22 protein-coding genes and 2 tRNA genes are annotated in these 23,500 nt (G+C 41.4%); 13 read left to right on the forward strand and 11 right to left on the reverse strand.

The annotated features are described in order from the left end of the window. Positions 1 to 85: 85 nt before the first annotated feature. The 4 genes from BM176_RS27660 to BM176_RS27675 all read right to left on the reverse strand — a co-directional run bounded on the left by BM176_RS27660 (position 86) and on the right by BM176_RS27675 (position 5,038). Positions 86 to 2,245: a TonB-dependent siderophore receptor gene (locus BM176_RS27660; RefSeq protein ID WP_255373597.1), complete on the reverse strand. Its 2,160-nt coding sequence runs from the start codon at positions 2,243 to 2,245 to the stop codon at positions 86 to 88. A gap of 436 nt (positions 2,246 to 2,681) precedes the next feature. Further along, the gene (locus BM176_RS27665; protein WP_143097942.1) at positions 2,682 to 3,062 is read right to left on the reverse strand and encodes a hypothetical protein; all 381 of its coding nucleotides are present in this window, start codon (positions 3,060 to 3,062) and stop codon (positions 2,682 to 2,684) included. A 129-nt stretch (positions 3,063 to 3,191) separates the two neighbouring features. Continuing rightward, a complete protein-coding gene (locus BM176_RS27670; protein WP_090107650.1) occupies positions 3,192 to 3,860 on the reverse strand; it encodes an FAD-binding oxidoreductase in 669 nt (222 codons plus the stop codon). 71 nt (positions 3,861 to 3,931) lie between these two features. Continuing rightward, positions 3,932 to 5,038 carry a Gfo/Idh/MocA family protein gene (locus tag BM176_RS27675; RefSeq protein WP_090107651.1) on the reverse strand — a complete coding sequence of 369 codons (1,107 nt, stop codon included), beginning with the start codon at positions 5,036 to 5,038 and terminating at the stop codon, positions 3,932 to 3,934. Positions 5,039 to 5,463: 425 nt separating this feature from the next. Here BM176_RS27675 and BM176_RS27680 point away from each other — a divergent pair, with 425 nt between their 5' ends. From BM176_RS27680 to BM176_RS27730, 11 genes are all read left to right on the forward strand, one after another. Continuing rightward, on the forward strand, positions 5,464 to 7,737 hold the full coding sequence (locus tag BM176_RS27680) for a heavy metal translocating P-type ATPase (protein WP_090107652.1): 2,274 nt from the start codon (positions 5,464 to 5,466) through the stop codon (positions 7,735 to 7,737). A gap of 102 nt (positions 7,738 to 7,839) precedes the next feature. Beyond that, positions 7,840 to 8,052 (forward strand): heavy-metal-associated domain-containing protein, encoded by a 213-nt coding sequence (locus BM176_RS27685; protein WP_090107653.1) that lies wholly within the window; start codon positions 7,840 to 7,842, stop codon positions 8,050 to 8,052. Between the two features lie 112 nt (positions 8,053 to 8,164). Next, complete coding sequence (locus BM176_RS27690; protein ID WP_090107654.1) at positions 8,165 to 8,563, forward strand: HYC_CC_PP family protein; 399 nt, start codon at positions 8,165 to 8,167, stop codon at positions 8,561 to 8,563. Positions 8,564 to 8,744: 181 nt separating this feature from the next. Next, the gene (locus BM176_RS27695) at positions 8,745 to 10,079 is read left to right on the forward strand and encodes an efflux RND transporter permease subunit (protein ID WP_255373598.1); all 1,335 of its coding nucleotides are present in this window, start codon (positions 8,745 to 8,747) and stop codon (positions 10,077 to 10,079) included. A 2-nt stretch (positions 10,080 to 10,081) separates the two neighbouring features. Next, a complete protein-coding gene (locus BM176_RS27700; RefSeq protein WP_177230568.1) occupies positions 10,082 to 12,016 on the forward strand; it encodes an efflux RND transporter permease subunit in 1,935 nt (644 codons plus the stop codon). Continuing rightward, a complete protein-coding gene (locus BM176_RS27705) occupies positions 12,000 to 13,244 on the forward strand; it encodes a TolC family protein (RefSeq protein ID WP_090107655.1) in 1,245 nt (414 codons plus the stop codon). Before BM176_RS27700 ends, BM176_RS27705 begins: the two co-directional genes overlap by 17 nt. Beyond that, complete coding sequence (locus BM176_RS27710; protein WP_090107656.1) at positions 13,222 to 14,520, forward strand: heavy metal-binding domain-containing protein; 1,299 nt, start codon at positions 13,222 to 13,224, stop codon at positions 14,518 to 14,520. Before BM176_RS27705 ends, BM176_RS27710 begins: the two co-directional genes overlap by 23 nt. 16 nt (positions 14,521 to 14,536) lie before the next feature. Further along, complete coding sequence (locus BM176_RS27715) at positions 14,537 to 15,754, forward strand: efflux RND transporter periplasmic adaptor subunit (RefSeq protein WP_090107657.1); 1,218 nt, start codon at positions 14,537 to 14,539, stop codon at positions 15,752 to 15,754. Positions 15,755 to 15,802: 48 nt separating this feature from the next. Beyond that, positions 15,803 to 16,363 carry a DUF3347 domain-containing protein gene (locus tag BM176_RS27720; RefSeq protein WP_090107658.1) on the forward strand — a complete coding sequence of 187 codons (561 nt, stop codon included), beginning with the start codon at positions 15,803 to 15,805 and terminating at the stop codon, positions 16,361 to 16,363. Between the two features lie 69 nt (positions 16,364 to 16,432). After that, positions 16,433 to 17,215 carry a hypothetical protein gene (locus tag BM176_RS27725; RefSeq protein ID WP_090107659.1) on the forward strand — a complete coding sequence of 261 codons (783 nt, stop codon included), beginning with the start codon at positions 16,433 to 16,435 and terminating at the stop codon, positions 17,213 to 17,215. A gap of 726 nt (positions 17,216 to 17,941) precedes the next feature. Continuing rightward, complete coding sequence (locus tag BM176_RS27730) at positions 17,942 to 18,196, forward strand: AAA family ATPase (RefSeq protein ID WP_090107660.1); 255 nt, start codon at positions 17,942 to 17,944, stop codon at positions 18,194 to 18,196. Here BM176_RS27730 and BM176_RS27735 read toward each other — a convergent pair whose 3' ends face one another. The 5 genes from BM176_RS27735 to BM176_RS27755 form a co-directional block, all read right to left on the reverse strand. Beyond that, positions 18,197 to 18,751, reverse strand: coding sequence for a GNAT family N-acetyltransferase (locus tag BM176_RS27735; protein WP_090107661.1), 555 nt, complete (start codon positions 18,749 to 18,751; stop codon positions 18,197 to 18,199). It abuts the gene before it with no gap. A 51-nt stretch (positions 18,752 to 18,802) separates the two neighbouring features. Beyond that, positions 18,803 to 19,603 carry a Fic family protein gene (locus BM176_RS27740; protein ID WP_090107662.1) on the reverse strand — a complete coding sequence of 267 codons (801 nt, stop codon included), beginning with the start codon at positions 19,601 to 19,603 and terminating at the stop codon, positions 18,803 to 18,805. A gap of 108 nt (positions 19,604 to 19,711) precedes the next feature. Next, positions 19,712 to 19,797: transfer RNA gene (locus BM176_RS27745), tRNA-Leu, on the reverse strand. 50 nt (positions 19,798 to 19,847) lie between these two features. After that, positions 19,848 to 19,923 (reverse strand) — tRNA-Gly (locus BM176_RS27750). A gap of 109 nt (positions 19,924 to 20,032) precedes the next feature. Then, a complete protein-coding gene (locus BM176_RS27755) occupies positions 20,033 to 20,878 on the reverse strand; it encodes a hypothetical protein (protein WP_090107663.1) in 846 nt (281 codons plus the stop codon). Positions 20,879 to 21,163: 285 nt separating this feature from the next. On the opposite strand from BM176_RS27755, the gene BM176_RS27760 reads away from it, so the two are divergent. Then, complete coding sequence (locus tag BM176_RS27760) at positions 21,164 to 21,943, forward strand: enoyl-CoA hydratase-related protein (protein ID WP_090107664.1); 780 nt, start codon at positions 21,164 to 21,166, stop codon at positions 21,941 to 21,943. 73 nt (positions 21,944 to 22,016) lie between these two features. Beyond that, positions 22,017 to 22,535 carry a hypothetical protein gene (locus BM176_RS27765; protein ID WP_143097943.1) on the forward strand — a complete coding sequence of 173 codons (519 nt, stop codon included), beginning with the start codon at positions 22,017 to 22,019 and terminating at the stop codon, positions 22,533 to 22,535. Positions 22,536 to 22,557: 22 nt separating this feature from the next. On the opposite strand, the gene BM176_RS27770 is transcribed toward BM176_RS27765, so the two are convergent. Both BM176_RS27770 and BM176_RS27775 read right to left on the reverse strand, forming a co-directional pair. Then, positions 22,558 to 22,977 carry a DUF983 domain-containing protein gene (locus tag BM176_RS27770; RefSeq protein WP_090107666.1) on the reverse strand — a complete coding sequence of 140 codons (420 nt, stop codon included), beginning with the start codon at positions 22,975 to 22,977 and terminating at the stop codon, positions 22,558 to 22,560. Beyond that, complete coding sequence (locus BM176_RS27775; RefSeq protein ID WP_090107667.1) at positions 22,974 to 23,216, reverse strand: hypothetical protein; 243 nt, start codon at positions 23,214 to 23,216, stop codon at positions 22,974 to 22,976. The genes BM176_RS27770 and BM176_RS27775 overlap by 4 nt, the downstream gene beginning before the upstream one ends. Positions 23,217 to 23,500: the final 284 nt, after the last annotated feature.

The raw sequence follows: 23,500 nt of genomic DNA on the forward strand, positions 1-23,500 counted from the left end.
AAAGGACAATCCCCCGGTTATTATAATGCTGCATTGTATTGCAGTATTATAGTAACCGGGGGATTACCGAATGAGATTATTCTGATTATTTAAATCTATATGCTATAGTAGCCACAAATGCTGTTGGAGCAATAGGGTTTACACTATAGTTTTCATGCACCAGATAACTTTTTGTATTGGTAATATTAGATACTTTCACCAGGAGAGATATTTTATTATAAGTATACCCTGCAGTAAGATCTGCTGTTGCAAAACCTGCTACGGAGATCAGCCTGGAGGGTGGTGGTGTTGTGTTTTTTGCAGGCTCTACATTATTCCATCCTCCAAAACGCTGACCAGTATAATAAGCAGAAGCACCTATTTTCAGGCCTTTTAATTTTGTAGTAGCAAAGGTGTAAAAAATACTGGCATTAGCAGTATGATCCGGAGTACCTACCAGGCGTTCACCTTTAATATTACTACCAATTGTACCAGGTGTTTTTGTGATACGCATATTATTATAGCTGTAACCCGCTATAATGTCAAGGCCCGGAAGCGGATGCCCCATGATATCTACCTCAATCCCATCACTTATCGTTTCACCAATCATAGCTTTGAGATTGGGATCGGAATTTTGTGTTCCATCAGCCTTGAAAGCAGCTGTTTGAGTAAAGTTGTTATTTTTTATACGATATAGTGTCACATTCGTGGAAAGTAATCCTTCATAGAAATCATTCTTTACACCAAGTTCATATTGATCTATAATAGATGGGTTCAGTACACCATCTACACCTACGCCTGTGTTCACTAAGAATGAATTAGAATAACTCATGAATATGGCAGTAGCAGGCAATGGTTTATATACCAATCCAAAACGGGGAGAGAATGCCTGATCATATTTACCTTTTCCTATTATATGTGTATTTGTTTTAAAATAGAAGGTATCAGGAGCTCCATTTTCGAGATATGACCAGCGTATGCCGGCTAATAAATTAAACTTCTTTGAGATGCGGATAAGATCCTGTACGTATACTCCTGCTCTGTTGGTAGATGTATTTGCCCTTCTGGTAATATTTGCAGCAGGAATATCTGTACGCTGTTTGTACATATTTAAATCAAGTATGTTGATAGAATCATACATTGTAGGCTGATCATATGCATAGTTCACGGTCAGATACTTGTCAGCATCCACACCTGCTAATAGGGTATGTTCGAAAACTCCGGTTTTAAATTTCCCTGTCAGATCAATCTGCCCGATATAATAATCTTCATTAGTCTTTGTTCTTCCAAGTGGGCGTCTAAATTTGCCATCTGCCAAAGCCTGTATTCTTTCGGTGGAATAATAATCCCTGTTATAATTCTGATAAGAGATTGTTCCGTTCAAAGACCAGTTGTTATTTAACTGGTGTTTCAAGGTAACAGTAGATGTAGTCTGTTGAGTATGAGCATACTGCCAGCTTACACCCATGAATCTGGAGCGGGGAACATCCGGAATGATAGTATTACCTAATGTACCTATTCCAAAATCAGGAGTAAAATCATGTTTCAGATAATCTGCCTGCACAAGTAATTCGGTACGTTCTCCCAGTTTGAACAACATAGAAGGATTTATATAATAACGTTTCGAACTAACTTCTTTACGAAAGCTGTTAGTCATTTCGTAAGTACCATTTACACGATAGGCAATGTTTTTAGAAACAGGACCATAAATATCTATGGCAGGCTTGAATAGATCAAAACTACCTGTTCTGATGGAAACTTCTCCACCACTTTCGAATTTAGGTTGCTTGCTAACCATGTTCAGAATACCACCAGGAGCCACATTCCCGTATAAGATAGCAGCACTTCCCTTTAATACTTCCACTCTTTCGAGCGAACTCATTTCCGGCATTACCCCTGAATTTACACGGGAGCCATTTTTAAACATATTAAAGCTGGAAAATGAATAGCCACGGGCAAAAAATGCTTCCTGTGTGCTACCCCGGGTGGTAGAAATATACACTCCATTGATATTCTTCACAACATCACTCAGGCGTTGTGCCTGCTGATCCCGTAATACTTCCTGGTTGATAACAGTTACGCTTTGTGGTAAATCTATCGAGGCTACAGGCAATTTACCTATAGTAATAGCCTTTTTATTCAGGCTCCTTTTGCCATCTACCACTACTTCAGCCAGTTGGCTGGTGGTATCTTTATGCCCATTCTGGGCAAAAGTAGAGACGCTTACGGATATTAATGCTAAAATGAAAAAGTAGAAATGCTTCACAGACAGAGAATATTTGTGCAAAGGAAATGTTAAACGGAGAAAGCCATTTATCAAATCGGGAAAACAACTTACGCAATCAGGAATAAATTGAGATATACAGTATTATTATGAGAGGTAGATAATCAATATATTACCTGTTGTTTATAAATAAATACGTTCATTATCAATTTGTTATGTCGAAAATGAATCTGAAATTCCCCGATGCAATAATTCTGGTAAGGCGGTTACCTTTCTGGTTCTATACCGGTGGGTATCCGGCCTTATATGCTGGAATCCAGGCTTATCAATGATAAAGTGCTCATTTTCAGTTTGTATTACGTTTTTGTGGCAAAGCCTTACAGCCGTCCTTTTTATATATCACACAGCAGGGGTGGGAGATGGGCATACGGATTGGAATCCTGTTTTTATCCGTTGCCAGAAGAAGGAAAACTATGGGTTAAGAAAAATTGTCTGACAGATAATCGTTGAACGATATTCGCAGGTTGTCAAAGTTTTCTGTGATGATGATGATTTTTACTTCCAGTCTTTTCTGCATATCTATACTTTTCCTGAGTTGCAGGCCATTTGTATTCGAAGCGGGTTGCAGGAAGTATTGCTGTTCCCTGATCTCATGCCTTAGAAGGCTTATTTGTTCATCAGTTTTGAGGAACTTGTTCTGAAAATATTCTAATACTTCCAACTGCTCTTTGTTGGGTTCTGTTTTTAAGATCTGGGCCAGCCTGGTTTTGAAATGTATGTTTTCATCTTCCAAAACTTTTAAACCTTTTTTCCAGGACTCATGTGTCGTTAATAATTCCTCAAGTTTACCGTTTACCATTTTCAAATATTTATTCTGCGCAAATTGCATCTACTGTTTCACCCAAAATTAGCCGGATGTAAAAAAAAGGCCTATGATGGGAATTATTAAAGGGGGTGATTTGCGTCAGTATTTTTTGAAAGGGGACGTTTACTTTTCAAAGACTAAAGATTCGGTGGTAGCCCCGCATTGTTCAAGTGCCGCATTTACATCCAGGATCATTTTATCCGGACCACATACATAAAAGTGTTTGCTGAAGTCAGTTATTTTTGACTGAAAGAATTCTTTGTTGAGATGTGCATTTTCATAACCTTCTTTTTTCTCGCGGGTAAGAATAAAATGTGCGTTTTTACCTAACATTTTTATTAATTCTTCCTGATAGATGATATCATCAGCCGTTTTATTAGAGAAGAATAATACATTGTCATCCAGCTTATTTTGTTGATGTAATTCCCTGAGAATAGCAATAAACGGGGTAAGACCGGCACCACCTGCTATAAAATAACCAGGACCCTTATATTCGATAGCTCCCCATACGTCACGGATGGTTAATTCGTCTCCCTCTGCCAATTGATGCAGCAGGTTGGTGACCCCTTCATGATCTGCATATCTTTTGATAGTGAATTCCAGCCATTGATCACTGTTTAATGATGTAAATGTGAAGGGCCTGGTTTCATTTTCCCATCCTGGTTTATTGACAGATACATCAGTCGCCTGGCCGGGAGTATATTTATAGCCTGCAGGTTTTTCTATACGAAAACGTTTTACATCATGGGTTACCTGTTGTAACGAGATGATTTTTACCGGGTAAGATGCCATAGATAGTTGTTTAATGCAAGGTCACCAATTTTTTGATTAAAGGAGCAGCCTGAACATCTGAGAACAATCTTCTACAACACCAAAGGTATCCGTTTGCCGGTTTTCGCAGCCTCATAAATAGCATCCATAACTTTCAGGTCCTTCAATGCTTCTTCTCCGTTCACAGGAACTACCGGTTGTTTACCTTCCAGTATGATGGCAGACATTTCTTCCATTTGTAAAGTTTGATGTACTACCACCGGTTGATTCAGTTCACCTTTATTGGTTCGTCCTTTAATAGGCCCGTACCCGGTAGAGGGTTGTAATTCTGCAAATCCCTTCTCGCCATTCAGGAAAAACTTATCCAGATTGTTCATGTTGTACGTGGACAGGCAGGAGGCTACAGCTCCGCTGGGGAATCCAAGTTGGAACTGGATGGTTTCATCCACCCCTTCTTTGAATTTTACGTGGTCTGTTTTCGTCTCTTCGGCAGTTACCCATATTGGGTCTTCACCCACCATATAACGTGCGCCATTCAGCGCATAAATGCCTATATCCATTAAAGAGCCACCGCCTGCCAGTTGCTTGTTTAACCGCCATTGGGTAGGATCACCTATTTTGAATCCACACAATCCCTGGAAAAACAGGATCTTTCCCAATTCCCCGGCTTTCCTCATACGGATAACCTCTAAAGTATGTGGCTCAAAATGCATGCGATAACCTACCAGTAATTTCACATTGGCTTTTTTACATGCGTCTATCATCTCCTGTGCCTCTTTCGCATTCACTGCCATTGGCTTTTCACAGATCGCATGTTTGCCGGCTTGCGCTACTCTTATAACCTGCGGACGATGCAGGGCATTTGGCGTTATCACATATACGGCATCAATATCCGGGTTGTCTTTAATCTTGTCGAAGTTCTCGTAGTTATAACAGTTCTTTTCCGGAATGTTATATTTCTGCTGCCAGTCTTTGACCTTGGAGGGAGTACCGCTGATCAGTCCTACCAGTTTTGCTTTTTTACAGAATTGCATGGCTTCTGCCACCCGGGAACCATAACTTCCAAGTCCCATAATAGCTACTCTTAACACTGGGCCATCGTAGAGCTCCGGATTTTCTGCCAGTCCGTATCGGGGAAATACGGAAAAGGCTATCGCAGAAGCAGTAATTTTTTGCAAAAAGTCACGACGTGAATTCATAACAGAGGGTTTTTATATGGGTAAATATCCTACAATTTTTGTACCTGACATATGGGTAACATTAGAGCAAGTTAATAGTGAGTCTATAGTTGCTTCATACGTTGAACATACTTTGGACATACGTTGGACACCCTTAGATCGCATATTAGTGCTCAAAGATTGTTCAACGTATGTCCTATCTATGAAGCAATTATAGACTCACGACGAACTTGTCGTCAACCTGACACAAACTTCAAACTAAGGGCCATTTGTTTGTTTCAGGTAAACGTACATAAAAAGGACGATTATCTAACCAATTCTTACATGACCGGATAACTTTCAATGATTTTTCTGATAGCCAGTCTTAAAATTATATACAATTCCTAATGAATAGTGTAACGCCGGAGCCCCGGGGACAAAGTAGCTTTGTATAAAATAAGAACTTTATGTCATCAGCTATATCATTACATCCGGAATCAGCAGTAAACAGGAAGCACAAAGGAGGCACCACAAAAGATACCTTTCCCGTGCTGGAAATGACCTGCGCAGCCTGTGCCATAAGCGTGGAATCAATGTTAAAGTCCGTACCCGGTGTAGAGGATGCCGGAGTAAATTTTGCCAATCAAACCGCCTGGGTACAATATAATCATACACTGGTAACCCCGGAAATGCTGCAAAGCAGTGTTCGTTCCGTTGGTTATGACCTGGTGATCGACAAAGAGAATCAGGATGAAGTAAAGGAAGAAGCTCAGCAGCGCCATTACCGGGAGGTGAAACAACGCACCATCTGGGCCTCTGTATTATCCTTGCCCATAGTGATTATTGGAATGTTCTTTATGAATATGCCTTATGGCAACTGGATCATGATGGCACTGGCAACCCCGGTAGTTTTTTTCCTGGGTCGTAACTTCTTTATCAATGCCTGGAAACAGGCAAAACATCGTAAAGCTAATATGGATACATTAGTGGCGCTGAGTACAGGTATCGCCTGGTTATTCAGTGCCTTTAATACAATATATCCGGAGTTCTGGCATCAGCGCGGGTTACATGCACACGTTTATTTTGAAGCAGCAGCTGTGGTAATTGCGTTTATATCGCTGGGCAAACTGCTGGAAGAAAAAGCCAAATCCAATACTTCCTCAGCTATTAAAAAGCTCATCGGACTTCAACCTAAAACAGTTTTGCTGGTAGATGAATCTGGCAATACGCGGGAAATTCCCATCTCTAATGTAAAAGTGCAGGATCTGCTGTTAGTGAAACCAGGAGAAAAGATTCCTGTTGACGGTAAAGTGGCAGACGGAACTTCTTATGTAGATGAGAGCATGATAACCGGTGAGCCCGTACCAGTATTAAAGAATAGTGGGAATCCCGTTTTTGCGGGTACCATTAACCAGAAAGGCAGCTTCCGGTTCAGGGCCGAGAAAGTGGGCGCAGATACACTGCTGGCACAAATTATTAAAATGGTACAGGAAGCCCAGGGCAGCAAAGCACCGGTACAAAAGCTGGTGGACAAGATTGCCGGAATTTTTGTACCAGTAGTGATCGGTATTGCTATTCTTACATTTCTAATCTGGATGGTGATAGGAGGGGACAATGCCTTCACTCATGCATTGCTTACTTCTGTAACAGTATTAGTGATCGCTTGTCCGTGTGCGTTAGGTCTGGCAACTCCTACCGCTATCATGGTGGGCGTTGGTAAAGGTGCTGAAAACAATATTCTCATTAAAGATGCCGAAAGCCTGGAACTGGCCCATAAAGTGAATGCCATTATCCTGGATAAGACCGGCACAATTACAGAAGGTAAGCCAGTAGTAACAGATATGATATGGAATGCACAGATCAATAATCCAATAGTGCAGGAATCAGTGTTGTATTCCCTTGAACAGATGTCGGAACATCCGCTGGCGGAAGCAGTAGTAACATATCTGAATGATGGTGGAGCAAAACCTGTTAAACTGAATAGCTTTGAAAGCCTGACTGGTCAGGGAGTAAAGGCTATTTTTGAACAGCAGATTTACCTGGCCGGTAACCGGAAACTAATGGATGAAAATGGTATTACTGTTGATAAACAACTGGCAACGCAAGCAGCGTCTCTGCAGGAAGACGCCAAAACAGTAATCTATTTTGCAGCAGGCAAAAAACTGTTGGCAGTAATTGCCATCGCAGATAAAATAAAGGAAACATCCAGAGAGGCCATTGCATCATTGCAGAAGGATGGTATTGAAGTGTATATGCTTACTGGTGATAATACGCACACCGCTGCAGCAGTCGCCAGGAAAACAGGAATAAAACAATACAAGGCCGAAGTGCTTCCTTCTCATAAAGCAGCATTCGTAAAAGAATTACAGCAGACAGGCAAGATCGTGGCAATGGTAGGAGATGGCATCAATGACTCTCAGGCTCTGGCCCAGGCAGACGTAAGCATTGCCATGGGCAAAGGTTCTGACATTGCAATGGATGTAGCAAAAATGACCCTGATCACATCTGATCTGAATAGTATTCCCAAAGCATTGAAGCTTTCCCGGAAAACAGTCAGCACCATCAAACAGAATCTTTTCTGGGCATTTATTTATAACATAATTGGTATCCCTGTAGCAGCAGGTATTTTATTTCCTGTCAACGGATTTTTATTAGATCCTATGATTGCAGGAGCTGCTATGGCGCTCAGTTCTGTGAGTGTTGTCAGCAACAGTTTGCGTTTGAAAGCAGCAAAAATTTAAAGACGCCAATAATTATATAAAACGTAGTAATGATTGTATAACAATGGCGTGGATCAAACCATTTAATTTTACATTATAATCTAATTTTAAAAAGGAATAACAATGGAAACAGTACAGTTTAAAACAAATATCAAATGTTCAGGTTGTATCGCTACTGTTACACCTGTATTGAATGACTTAGCAGGGCAGGACAATTGGGAAGTGGATCTTCAAAGTCCGGACAAGGTGTTAACAGTTTCGACCGATAAAGCCGGCAAAAAAGAAATACAACAGGCTATAGAAAAAGCAGGATATAAGGCAGAAGCATTGGTATGATAGCCCAATCATTATACGGACGGCCACTGGTTGTCCGTATAACTCTTAAATATAAAACAAGCCCCAAATTATATAACAAATAATTTAAGAATTAGTCTATTTTTGTCATGAAATGAAAAAGGCCCTGGCGCTCATATTAGCTTTTCTGTATGTTGGTTCCTCCATCGGAGCCACTTTCCACATGCATTACTGCATGGGAAAGCTGGTAGAAGTAGGATTATGGCATGCAGACGCTAAAAAATGCAACAAGTGTGGGGCTGATCAAAGTAAAGTAACTGCTAAGAAATGCTGCAGGGATGAGCACAAAACAGTAAAACTGGAGAAAGACCAGAAGGCAGCTGAAAATGCTTTTCATTTCATTCAGATGGCAGCATTGGAAACTCCCGTTTCTTATTTTGAACTGCCACAGGTTCATTCACTTTCTTTGGTCGTAGAATATCCAACCAGTAATGCACCACCGCGAAGTAGCAAAGTACCGCCCCATATATTAAACTGCACCTTTCTTATCTGATTCCACGAATACCCCCTGGCATATGCGATGACTTCTGCATAGCCTCAAACCCAACTTCCATCAATTACATATTTATGAGCCAACGCCATGCGATTGTAATGGCTTGTTCTGTGCTGCTGTCAGTAACAGCTATCTCATGGGCATGCATCAGGTGACAGGCAAATAAAACATTATACGGCAGATGAGGCAGAATGCCTGCTGCATCGGTTTACAGAAAAGAAGAGATATGGTACATCGTATTATAGAATGGTCATTGCGCAACCGGTTTATTGTACTGGTGATGGCGGCAGCAATGTTTGCCTGGGGCATATTTGCGGTAAAGAAGAACCCCATTGATGCTATTCCGGATTTGTCCGAAAACCAGGTGATTGTATTTACAGAATGGATGGGCCGCGGACCGCAACTGATCGAAGACCAGATCACCTATCCGCTGGTGACTAATTTGCAGGGATTACCCAAAATAAAATATGTACGTGGTACTTCTATGTTCGGAATGAGTTTTATCTATATCATCTTTAACGATAACGTAGATATTTACTGGGCAAGAGAAAGAGTGCTGGAAAGATTGAGTACCATTTCCAGAACATTACCAACAGGAGTAACCCCACAGCTAGGACCAGATGGTACCGGTGTAGGGCATATTCTATGGTATACATTGGATGCACCGGAAATGGACCTGGGAGAACAACGGGCTTTGCAGGACTGGTACGTAAAATTTGCCTTGCAAAATGTAGAAGGCGTTAGTGAAATAGCCTCATTCGGCGGTTTTCAAAAGCAATACCAGATTACAGTTGATCCCAACAAACTACTTTATTATAAACTTTCAGTAGCGGAAGTTATCAATGCAGTACGGGCCAATAATAATGAATCGGGAGGACGAAAATTTGAGCTTAGTGATATTGGCTATATTATTAAAACATCCGGCTACTTAAAGTCAATAGCTGAAATAGAGAATATTCCTGTTAAAACACAGAACAGTATTCCTGTCCGGGTATCGGATATAGCCGCCGTTCAGATGACCGGAGAAACCAGGTTGGGCATCTTTGACCAGGATGGTCAGGGAGAACGTGTAGGCGGTATTGTGGTAATGCGTTATAGTGAGAATGCAGCTGCTGTAATTGATAAGGTGAAAGCAAAAATGCAGGAAGTAGCCAAAGGCTTTCCACAAGGAGTAAAGTTTGATATTGTATATGACAGAGGTGAGCTCATTAAAGAATCAGTAGATTCTATCAGGCATACGCTTATTGAAGAGATGATAGTAGTGTCTATTGTAGTGATCATTTTTCTTTTCCACTGGCGTAGTGCCCTTAGTATCATTATACAGATCCCGGTTACCCTGGCGGCAAGTTTTATCCTGCTGAATGCATTTGGTATTTCTTCCAACATCATGTCGTTAACAGGCATTGCACTGGCAATCGGGGTCATTGTGGATAATGGGATCATCATGAGCGAAAATGCCTATAAACACCTGGCAGAACGGTACATGCAGTGGCAGGACGAACAAAAAAACAAGTAATTATGAACTGGCTGAAGAATATATTTAAAAAATCTCCGCAATGGATATCCGAAGAAGAGCGGCTTCAGATAATTGAGAAGTCCAGCAAGCAGGTATCCCGTGGGGTATTTTTTGCGACCATCATTATCATTACCTCGTTTCTGCCAGTATTCATGCTGACCGGTCAGGAGGGTAAACTGTTTCACCCGCTGGCTTATACCAAGACTTTTATCATGATCGTAGATGCGTTCCTGGTAATAACACTGGCACCAGTGCTGATCTCTTTCTTTATGAAAGGAAAGTTTAGACCAGATCATGATAACCCCGTGAACAGGATATTGGAGAGAATTTACGAGCCTATTATAAAAGGTGTATTAAAGTGGCGTAAGACTACCATTGCTATTAATGTAATAGCGCTGGTTATTACTATTCCCCTGCTTAAAAGTCTGGGAAGTGAGTTTATGCCACCACTGGATGAACAAAATATATTATTTATGCCCGTAACGCTGCCGGACATATCCAATGCTGAGGCCAAGCGTATTTTGCAGGTGCAGGACAAGATCATTAAATCTGTTCCGGAAGTAGATAAGGTATTGGGAAAAGCCGGACGTGCCAGTACGGCTACCGACAATTCTCCTATCAGTATGATAGAAACCATCATTATGCTGAAACCCAAAGCTCAATGGCGGAAAGGCATAACCAAGAAAGATATTATCAATGAGCTGGATGGCAAGTTGCAGATTCCCGGAGTGGTAAATGGCTGGACACAGCCAATTATTAACCGTATCAATATGCTCGCCACAGGTATTCGTACGGACGTAGGGGTTAAAGTATACGGCCAGAACCTGGATACAATTGCCTCTGTATCTGAGCGTGTGAAAATGGCCCTGGAAGGTACACCTGGAATCATGGACCTCTATGTGGAACCTGTTACCGGAGGTAAATACCTCAACATTGATGTTCGCCGGCAGGATCTGGCACGTTATGGCCTGAACGTAGATGATGTAAATCAAACAGTGGAATCTGCCCTTGGAGGTGCTCCAATCGGTAATACTGTGGAAGGCCGTCAACGTTTCTCTATCAGCGTACGATTGGCACAGGATTACCGCAACAGCGTGGAGCGTATTAAACGTATCCCCATCATGTCTGCTTCTTTTGGAGAAGTTCCATTATCCTCTGTAGCAGATGTGAAGTTTGAAGATGGGCCTCCGATGATTTCTTCTGAGAATGCGATGCTTCGCGGCGCCGTTTTATTCAATGTACGCGGACGGGATCTTGGCGGTACTGTGAGTGAGGCGATAAGTAAAATGAGTAAGGCCAAAGGCATTCTGCCACAGGGCTATTACCTGGAGTGGAGCGGCCAGTATGAAAACCTTATCCGTGGTCAGAAAACGCTTTTGTGGATTGCTCCCATCGTATTGCTGATCATTTTCTTCTCGCTGTATTTCGCATTTAATTCTATCAGGGAAGCCTTTCTGAGCCTGATCACGGTACCGTTTGCACTTATAGGGGGTGCCTATATGATTTATTTCTGGGGTGTGAATTTGTCCGTTGCAGTAGCAGTAGGTTTTATCGCTTTGTTTGGTATAGCAGTAGAAACGGGGATCGTAATGGTCATCTACCTCAACGATGCCATGCAGCAACTGGTGAAAGAGAAAGGCAATTCTTCCGGAACAATTACCAGGGAAGATCTGCGACTGGCAGTGATACACGGCGCAGCCAAACGTTTGCGCCCCAAGCTGATGACGGTTTGTGTATCGCTGTTTGGTTTGGTTCCCGTTCTTTGGGCTACCAGTGTGGGCACAGATGTGATGAAGCCAATAGTATTACCTATGATTGGTGGAGTGCTTACTTCATCCACCCATATTCTGCTGGTAACACCTTTGATCTTTTTATTGTCGAAAGAATACGAATTACGCAAGTATGGAAAAATAGATATTCATGAAGTACATCACTAAATATATACTATTAATAATGCTTTGGATGCCATTGAAACTGGTTGCCCAGGTATTACCGTTGGACACCATTCTGCAGAGAGTGGATAAGAATAATATAATGTTACAGTCATATGGCCTGAAAGCAGAAAGCTATAAATATAGCGCAGATGCCTCCACTGCCTGGATGGCCCCCATGGTAGGTATAGGAACGTTTATGACACCTTACCCTGGCCAGGTGATTATGGACGACAGGGACAAAGGCAGCCTGATGCTTCAGGTGGAACAGGACATTCCTAATCCAGCCAAGCTGAATGCAAAGAAGAAATATATTGCCTCCCAGGGAAATGTAGAACGCGCCACCAGGGATATTACCTTGAATGATATGAAAGCGCAGGCCAAGCGTCTTTATTTTAACTGGATCATTGCCCAACAGCGTATAGCCGTACTGCATGAGAATGAGAAGATCATGGTAACGATGAAGAAGATTGAGGAAGTGCGGTATCCGTATAATCAATCCCAGCTCAGCGGTGTGTTTAAAGCCAAAGCAAAGATTGAGGAGAATTACAACATGATCCGCATGCAGGAAGGTATCATTGCAAAAGCAAGATCATGGCTTAATAGCCTGATGAATGCACCGGGAAACCAGGAGTTTGAAATTGATACCGCTTACCAGCCCGTTTTTGAGATGGCACCTTCGTACGACACAGCCTCACTTGCCACTGCCAGGAAGGATGTGGTGAAAATGGATGAGAGCATCCGTTCCATGCAGCTGAATATTGAAAGTATGAAGCGGGAGAAGAAACCCGATTTCAGGGTACGTTTTGACCATATGTATCCTTTGAACCGTATGATGCCAAATGCCTTTAGCGCCATGGGTATGATCAGCATTCCAATTGCACCATGGTCATCTAAAATGTATAAGTCGGGCGTAAAAGCCATGCAGTATAATGTACAGGCCATGGAAAAGGAGAGGGCTGCTATGTTGCAGGAAACGCAGGGGATGCTTTACGGTATGCAGTATGAGATACAGTCGATGCAGAAACGCGTGGAAGCTATGGAAGAAAAAATCATTCCTGCCTTACGGCAAACATTGGACGCCAATTTCCTGAATTACCAGGAAAATAAACTGGCTTTATCTAATGTGATCGACTCCTGGGAAGCGCTCACCATGATGCAATCTAATGTACTGGATGAGAAATTAAAACTCTACGAAATGATAGTGGATTATGAGAAACAGTTATATCGTTAAAATATTCTTCCCTTTGTCAGTCGCCTTATTGGGGCTAGCAGCCTGTAAAGGAAAGACAGATAAGGCAGCTCATGCTGAACATAAAACCAGTCAGCTTTATACCTGTTCTATGCATCCGCAGATAATCCGTGATAAGCCGGGAAAATGCCCCATATGCGGTATGGACCTTGTATTAAAGGATAACAATAAGGAACTGGTAATGGATAGTAGTATTACCAGGCTGACCAGGCCCGTTAATGCGCAGGTGATTGCCACTATTCCTGTTATTCAGGGAGAAAGCGGCACCCGTATTTATGCCTCAGAAGTAAACGGGATTATTACTTATGATACCCGCAACCAAACCAGTATTTCCAGCAGGGTTGGCGGGCGTGTAGAGCGATTGCTGATAAAGTATAATTATCAGCCAGTACAGAAAGGTCAGCTTATTATGGAAATATATTCTCCTGATCTGGCAGCGGCACAGCAGGAGTTACTCTACGTTGCCCGTAACAGCCAGGAAATGCTGGCCGGAGCAAAACAACGCTTATTGCTGCTGGGCATGCAAACTTCGCAAATTGACAAGGTGCTTAAAACCGGTAATATCCTTTATCGTATTCCTGTTTATAGTAACAGTGATGGATATATTCTTGAAAAAACAGCAGCAGTTCCTGCAGCCATCACAGCCACAGCTCCTTCAGCTGTGGCTTCAGGTGACGGAATGGGCGGCATGGGGGCTGGAGCATCAGGTCCTGCACCCTCCACGGCTCCAGCGGCCACCCCTGTATTATTACGTGAAGGGCAATATGTAAGTGCCGGTCAGTCGCTCTTTTCTATTTATCAGGCCAAAGCGCTTGTAGCTGAATTTGCTTTTCCATCTCAATTAGCCGCAAGAATCAAACGTGGGCAGAAATTATTATTCTTCCCTACCAGCGACGACAACGCGATGCAATCCGGTAATATTGGATTGATAGAACCTGTATTTCGCAATGGCCTGAACTTTACGCTGGCACGGGTGTATCTGGGCGACAATCACTTGCAGGTAGGTCAGTTGCTGACTGCCAATGTACCTATAATTTATACGGACAGTTGGTGGCTGCCTAAAAAAGCAGTGCGGCGTTTGGGTAATAAATCTATTGTCTTCAGGAGAGAAAAGGATGTATATGTTCCGGTTCAAATAGAAACAGGAGTGGAAGTAAAAGACATGATCCAGGTGATTACGGATATCGGTGACTGGAAGGTAGCTTCCAATGCCTATTATTTGGTGGATAGTGAGAGCTTCATAAAAACTAATAATTAAATGAAACAATAACGACATGGAAAGGAAAAGTTTTTTAAAAGCAGTTGTGTTTGTTTCACTCGCGCCGGTGTTATTGCTGGCAGCCTGCAAAGATGCAGGTAAAAAACAGGAGGCTGATGAAAAGAAGCAAACCTACACCTGTCCCATGCACCCGCAGATAGTGCAGAATAAGCCTGGGACCTGCCCTATATGCGGTATGGACCTGGTGCCGTTTGATAAGAATAATAAAGAAAGCTCACTTACATTGGGAGAAACTCAGATAGCGCTGGGCAACATCACTACAATGGTTATAGGTTCGGATACTTTATCCAATTTCAAACAACTGAATGGCCGGCTGGTAACGGATCCCGAAAAATCTGCTGTTATTTCAAGCAGGGTGCCAGGCCGGATTGAGATGCTTTATATAAAAGAAACAGGTGTAAAAGTAAACAAGGGTCAGCCTTTGTATAAAATATATTCAGAACAGCTGGCATCCTTGCAACAGGAGTACCTGATGGCAGCAGCACAGATAAAACAGTTCCCGGACGATGCCCGTTTTCAGCAAATTGAGAAGGCCGCACGGCAAAAGCTGGTGCTGTATGATCAATCAGATGCAGAGATCAGCAGGTTGGTACAATCTCAAAAGGTGAACCCTTATGTTATTTACCCGGCAACCGTTAGCGGGGTGGTATCAGAACTTATTGTTTCGGAAGGACAATATGTAGGAGAGGGTAGCGCCGTTATGCGTCTGGAAGGTTATAATCAACTTTGGGTAGAAGCCGATTTGTATCCCGCAGAAGCATCTGCTGTTCATGTGGGGCAATCAGTAAAGGTGATCATTGCCGGATGGGAAAATGAACCACAAACCATGACTGTACAGTTTATCAATCCGTCATTGCAAAGTGGCAGTCAATTGATGCAGGTACGTGGAAGTATTTCTAATCCTGATAACCGCTGGCAACCAGGTTTGCAGGCAAACATCTTTTTACCGGTTAAAAGTAAGGGGGATGTATTAAGTCTGCCAGTAAACGCGGTAATCAGAGATGGTAAAGGAGCACATGTATGGATTGGAAAAGCACGTGGAAAATTTGAACCCCGTATGGTAAAAACAGGTATGGAAAATTTCGATGTTGTTGAAATTACAGACGGATTAGAGGCAGGAGATACGGTGGTAGTTACCGGCGCTTATTTATTGTATTCTGAATATATTCTTAAAAAAGGATCAGATCCAATGGCTGGTATGTCTGGAATGTGATATTTAAACATTTACACCTAATTGCGTATTTATAAAAATCAAAAAATAATGAAACAATTCATGAAAGTAGCAATGGTTAATCTGTTGGCCCTGATATTCCTGGCCTCATGTGGCAACAGTAATGTAAGTAAAGACAGTAAGGCCATTGACTCAACCAATGAGCAGGAGGTTGCTGTAGCACAAAGCACTACTTCCGTACCGGGAATTCAGTTGAAGAACGATAAGCTGAATGCAATTTATCAGCATTATATACACCTTACTTCTGCGCTGATTAAAGGCGATGTGAAAGAAGCCAGGTTAGCAGGTAATGCCATTGAAACCGGAGCCAAAGAAGTGGCAGGCGGTGAAGCAATTAGTTCAAATGCCTCAAAAATAACTGCCACAACTGATATAGAGGAGCAACGGATTGCGTTTTCAGCATTAAGTAACGATTTCATTTCCCTGGCCAGAAAATCGGGTCTGAATAGCGGTCAGCTGTATGTTGATTTCTGTCCTATGGCGATGAATAACAAGGGTGCTTACTGGCTGAGCGGTGATAAGGAAATACAGAATCCTTATTTCGGAGATCAGATGCTGACCTGTGGAGAAGTAAAAGAAACGATTCAATAATATCTCAGATACAATCCGGAAATATTGGTTCGCTTTTAATCATTTCAATTATTTTACTTTCAGATTTTCATGGCAAAAAGCAAGCATTACTACATTCGCAGGTCACATCGTTATCTGGGTCTTATCCTGGGCATTCAGTTCCTGCTCTGGACAATTGGAGGTCTATATTTCAGCTGGAGTAATATGGACGAAGTACATGGTGATTTCCAGAAAAAGCCGGAGCCGTTGTTATCGGCGGGCCTTCCACTCGTATCTCCTTCGGTAGCTTTAGATAGTATCAAAAAGACAGCAGGGATAGACTCAATATCTTCCATTCAGTTAATACAGATCCTGGGCAAACCATACTATCAGATAAGAAGTAAAGGAGTTGCAGGCAATGGCATGTCGCATGAGCATTCCGGCCATCACCAGGTTTATCTCGTTGATGCCACTACCAGCAGGATCAGGCCCGCGCTTTCCCGGCAGGAAGCTGTAGAAGTAGCTATGGCACGGTTTAACGGTAATCCGAAGATAGCATCGGTAGAATACTTAACAGCCACCGGCGGGCACCATGAATACCGGGAAAGTGCCTTGCCGGCATATGCTGTAACCTTTGAGCATCCCACTGCTACTACCGTGTATGTAGCAACAGAACTGGGAACTGTTCAGAAGTTTCGCAATAATAAATGGCGAATCTTCGACTTCCTGTGGATGTTGCACACTATGGATTATCAGTCCAGAGATAATATCGGTAACATCATGTTACGTGCTTTCTCAATTTTTGGCCTGTTTACGGTAATGTCTGGTTTCCTGCTTTATGCCGTGAGTGCCCGATGGCTGAAACGAGGTAAAAAGAGGGTGGTGGTAAGATAACAGGGGAGACGCTATATTTGAAAGAAGGTAAGCTTGTAACCGGAAGGAGTTTATATAAAAAATGGCTCCATAAGTTGCAATCTAAAGGATTTGATTACGAGATTGATTTTAAATAATGATTGAAAAGAAAATAGAGGGGGTTGACATCCTGAAAATGTACCATCCATATCTCTTCTTTTATAGACGGATAAACCCTCCTGGTTTCCCGGTGTAATCTATAGCTCCTTTAAGCCTGGCCATATTGTAGTGTGTAAGTACTACGATTTACTTAAAATCTGTTATTAAGCCCTCTATAACCCCTCTATAAGTCCCCCTTAAATAAGGAGGGCTTATAGAGGGGTTATAGAGGGGTTGTATAGGGCTTATATAGGGCTTATAGCACAAGGAGCCATGAATCTAACCAGTATCGGTATAGTCCTAATATAGGTTTACACATTTGTTAGATAATCCTGTTTGAAGTTTACAATAGTATTTGATAAACAAAGCTTCTGTGGCTGCAATCCCTTCTGGTAAACTAAAGTGTATCCCTAAAATCACCTGATTGTAGATTTTATAGATGGCATGATCCTTATTGTCAATAGATTGTACGTTGTTCTTGCAAAAATAAAGGTTGACTTTTGAAATTATAAAGGTTGTCTTTAGTTTTGCAAGGTATGGAAACATTACCCCGTTATATTACCTCACGATTGCTACAGGCTTTAAATGTAAGTCCTGTTGTTTTCCTGAATGGAGCTAGACAAATCCGGTAAAAGTACCCTCGTACAAAATCTCAGGGAACAAATTGGCAGCAATAGTGATGCTGCTTCTTATGTATCATTTGACCGTCCTACGCATATGGCGGCGGCATCATCAGCTCCGGAAAGTATCCTGTCTGCTTATAAAAACACTTTAATCATTGATGAAGTGCAGCTTGTCCCTGAACTTTTCCGCGCGCTAAAGGTTGTCGTTGATGAATTACGATTACAAGAATTTCACTTATAGTTATATTTTTCTTTTGTCCCATTCCCTTTTCAACATGGCATATTGAAATTCGCTTCCCCATTTTCCTTTAAAAAATATATTCTCAATAAAATGTCCTTCTTGTCGGAAGCTAATGCTTTTTAGCAAGTTAATCGAGGCGGTATTTTCGACATCTACGATTTCTACAACCCGATGAATATTTTTTGTGTCAAACAGGAAAGTCAAAAGTGTAAATAAGGCTTCCTTTGCATAACCTTTCTTTTGTTCAAGGTGTGAAATAGTAATTCCTATTTCCGCAATTCTTAGATCGTATTGATCAAGTTTAATTGCGCAGTCGCCAATTAGCTTTCCTGTTTCTTTGTTCTCAATTGCGTATTGTACCCATTCTCCTGCTTTCCCATAATGTTTCTCCGAATTTGTTTTAATAAAAGCATCACTCTGTTCCATTGTCATGACATCAAAGCCCTGGTATTTTGTTACTTCAGGGTTCGAACGATAAATATAAAAGTCAGGGAGATCTGTTGATACAAGGTGCCTTATATTGAGTCGTGGGGTTATTAAATTCAATGTTTCCATTTTCTATATGATATATTTAAAACACAAAAGGCATAGATACGAATTTATACATTAGTTCTCCTCCTTCATCACCAATGCCTGTGGTAACATCAACAGAAAAGGTAATGCCTTGGAATAATCAAGTTCGGTATATTCAATTCCAAGAAGACGTATATGATTATAATATTCCTGGTGCTTGATATAATAATATTTCTCTGATTGAATAAACCAGGCTGCTGGTCCTAACTTTTGCGCCAGAAACCATTTCTCCAATAAACGCGCACTTCTGCCATTACCATCATTCCAGGGGTGTATTTTTACAAATATCAGATGGATCAAACTGGCAAAGAAAAATGTTTCCTGTATAGTTAGATTTGTTGCTAGTAATATTTCAAGGTCAGCATAAAACTTACTCATTTCTGTAGCTACTTCAAAAGGAGAAGTAGCTATATATTCAATACGTCCATCATTGGTTGTAACATACATATTCTGGCTCCGGAATTTCCCCTGCCAGTTTTTTGCTACAATGTGTTTTGCCAGAACCGTATGTGCTTGTGAAATGGTTGCTTTATTGGGAATTTGATTTTGGGCAAATTCATATGCGAGATAGAGATCATCAATTTTTCGGGTATAATCAGGTTCAAATTCTATTCCAAATCTTTTATGCTTAACATAGGAATCAAGCTCAATAGTAGCACCTTCTATTTTGCTCGAATATACAGATGCAACAGATGTATAAAAGCTGAATTCTTTGGTAGATAATGGGGCATCAGAAAGCTGGCTATAGGCAGTTGTCAATATTTCAGCCGATGTTACTGAAATATACCCGCTTAATAAATCTGCTGTTAATATTTGCAATTCTAATGGCTTCATAAATTTATGCCGGATATCTACTGAATTTAAGCAATAAAGCGGTACAAACAAAAAAGGCCGTTCTTTCGAACGACCTTTAATCTCTTAGAGCCTCTGCTCTGGTAAACGTACCCGGAAACGGAGTTGAACCGTCACTCCCCTTGCGGAGAACAGGATTTTAAGTCCGGCGTGTCTACCAATTCCACCATCCGGGTATCCTGGAAACAAAAAATCCAAACTGCAAGCAATTTGGAAGTGTTGTTACTGGAGCGGAAGACCGGGCTCGAACCGGCCACCCCGACCTTGGCAAGGTCGTGCTCTACCAAATGAGCTACTTCCGCATAGTTTTTAAGAACTTTACCCGCTAAAAGAACTGTTGTTTTTTCGTTGGGATTGCAAAGATAGGAATTGTTTTGAAAAAACAAAATTCCTACCCCTTATTTTTAATAATTACTTAGAATAACGGTATTTGATTATCCCCAGTAATTCATTCTTTTTACCATAACATTCCTCTTTATCCGGCAGGCCCTGTATATTGTAAGTATACTTCCATATAGTATAGTTCGCCGATTGTCCGTTCACGGTAGTCATCTGTGTTATTCTTTTCAGATTATCGTATTCGAACATGTAATCAGGTAGCATTTTCTGACGGGAAGGAGAGTAGCGTACAATGTCTGTCAGCAAGCCTTTATCATTGTATTTATAGTATATCCGCTGACTGTAAACATTATTGCCGGACTCAAATTCTTCAGCTACCTGTCCCTTCTCATTCAAGGTAAAAGTAACAGTAGATGAATCCTGAATCCTGTCATTATGAAAGTGGATCATCTTTAGCGGACGGCCCAGCGAATCATAAATATATCTTCTCGTTTCTGTAAACTGATATTTACTTTTCTGATCCTGTGACACCAGGTATACCTCTGTCAGTTTGTAAGCCGTATCGCGGATATAATTGATGATAGTGGTACTGTTCTGTGAACTGTCAACCGTTTTTGTCAGCTTCCCATTTGTGGAGAAGTAAGACATCATGGAGGAGTAACCGGTAGCCCTGGACTGTACTTTGGACTTCATTTTCCGGTAGTTCTGCAGTATTTCCCGCTGACACCTGAAATCATCATCGCTTTCCATATTCGCATCCAAACTCTCTACCCACTGCGTAAGCACTTTATTTTCTTTTAATACCTGCAGATTGTTTTCCGTACGTATAGTATTGAAAATGTCCTGGTAATAAAACTGGCCATTAGTCACTCCCTGCAGCCCAAATACTACAGCTATCAGCAAAAATAATTTTCTCATATACATATTAGATGCAAAAATAATCCTTCGATTCATTTTTGATAAGATAATTTTATATTTACCCCCTATAACGTACTGTACAGTTAGAAATAGGTGCTACTTTGAACGGAAGTTACCGGAAAGATATTGTATACGCCACTATTTTGAAAAATACAACCATTTGGTTATACCACGGATTTAAAGAATTGAAAAATATTGATTGTCAATTAATTATTAGCAAGCTAAACAATTTATATTTGCAAATTTCACAGCGATCGTAGCAGTATTAATTCCGTAACTTAGGATATGCAACCGGAATATATTATCATACACCAGCAAGTTGCCCCATACGTGGCGCATATACAATTAAACAGACCCAAAGAGCTAAATGCGTTAAACTTACAGCTCATGACCGAACTGAAAGACGCATTAAAGATCCTGGATGCAGATGACAGTGTACGCGCTATCGTAATTAGCGGTAACGAAAAAGCCTTTGCTGCAGGCGCAGATATTAAACAGATGGCGGGTAAAAGCGCTATGGATATGTTTAACACTGACCAGTTCAGCACCTGGGATACAATAAAGAAAATTAAGAAGCCGTTGATTGCTGCTGTAAGCGGTTTTGCACTTGGCGGTGGCTGTGAACTGGTAATGTTGTGCGATATGATTGTGGCCAGTGAAACGGCCCGCTTCGGACAACCAGAGATAAAAATTGGCGTTATGCCCGGTGCTGGGGGAACTCAGCGGTTAACCAGAGCAATAGGAAAAGCCCTTGCGATGGAAATGGTCTTAACCGGCCGTTATATTACCGCTGAAGAAGCATTGAAGGCCGGACTTATTAACCGGATCGTTCCTGTAGAACTATACTTACAGGAAGCCGTTAAACTGGCAACCGAAATAGCAGCGCTAAGCCCCTTAGCCGTAAAAATGGCAAAAGAATCTGTACTGAAAGCATTTGATAGTTCTCTTGAGGAAGGATTGCATTTTGAACGTAAAAATTTTTACCTGCTGTTTGCCTCCGATGATCAAAAAGAGGGAATGCAGGCTTTTGTTGAAAAAAGAACACCCGTATTTAAAGGAAAGTGAATAGACGAAGTATAATCCGGATTTAGCTGCTTTTTATCCGTAACTCGTCATTCCTAATAGAACCAAAGAAACCATGACGATTAATAGACAACTGGCTGCTCTTTATGTAATGGCTGCTTGCATTTTAGGATGTAAGCAACCAACGGTAATTAAAATTGAAGAAAAAAAACGGTGTGTCCCTCCGGAAACAGATACAATGATAGCTGCCAGCGATACTGTAGAACCAATTCAGATAGCTTCCTGGCAACTATTTGAACGATTTGATGGTAAATATGCCCTTGAAACCGGCATGTTAGAGAAAGAACCGCTTAAAACACGTATCAGCCAACTATTAGGAAAAGAAGAAGTGGCTTTTACAGAACGGTTTGATGTGACACCACCCGTAGAAGTTGAAGGCCCAATACTCTATAACCAGGGCTGCCGGCGCCATTACTGTGGTACAGATGAAGCTGCAATTGCAGTAGATATGAACCGCGACCTGGTGTACGTTGGTATTTCCGTAAATGGAATCGTAAAACTCTATGGGGAAAAGCATGACTCAACTTACCCGCAAAAACTATTAAGGTGGAAACAGAAATTCCCACTAAACTAATATTGCGCTGACCAAAATCATGTTATACAGGCTTTTGGTCAGCCTCTTTCCTGTGGAGCCTTCCTGGTTCATAACTCACAAAAAAGTTCAGATAAAGGGTCCTTGACCAGCGAATAAGCCCGGGCATGATCAATCCCAGCAGAATCCCATTCACAATCAGCCAGTGAAAAACACTGTCATCTCTCCAGCTGATCCCAAAAATCAACCAGTACCAGGCTAAATTGAATAGCGAAAAAAGCACCGCAACCACATAACTTACATACCCGGTTCCATACCAAAAGCCTATTTCCAGTTCGGTTTTTTGTCCACATACAGGACAATTGTCATGCATATCAAAAACCTTTTTCAGCACATAAGGATTCTTGTTCTTAAACAGATCCCCCTGTCTGCAACGTGGGCACTTATTCAGTAATAAACTGGGTATATAGGATGGGTTCTTCATAAATTGGTAACTGCCTGTAGCAGTGATTGCCTGCGAAGATGTATAATAGCATAACGAAAGCTACTCCATTCGGTACTGTTAAAGGCAAGTGGCGATAAATTCTCTAAAATGCTCTGCAATTTTGCTAAACATCGTTGGATAATAAAGTCGTTCTTCTCTATAATGGCTTCTACCTCTGTGTAATTCTCTGCTGTCTTTAATTGCTCAACGATCTGTGATGCGTATTCGTCTGTTGTCATGATTCATGTATAAAGATGCATTCTCTGACTTGAGATGTCTGACGCCGCAAAGGTACCTTAGTTGGGCATTAAATCCGTTAAATCTTTTCACTTAAAAAATTGATTTTTATCAATTACTCAGAATTGAGGGTATTCAATGTTAATAAATAATACTCCGGTGGAATGGCTACATTAATACCCATCTTTTTACACAGGTTAAAAAACAATAATCCCGGGAAATAACCATATTGTTAGTAACAAAAAAATAACCCGATGGTATGACCACCGGGTTATGTACATCCCTA

Origin of the sequence: Chitinophaga sp. CF118, assembly GCF_900112615.1 — a bacterium.
In the GTDB taxonomy this organism is placed as follows: domain Bacteria; phylum Bacteroidota; class Bacteroidia; order Chitinophagales; family Chitinophagaceae; genus Chitinophaga.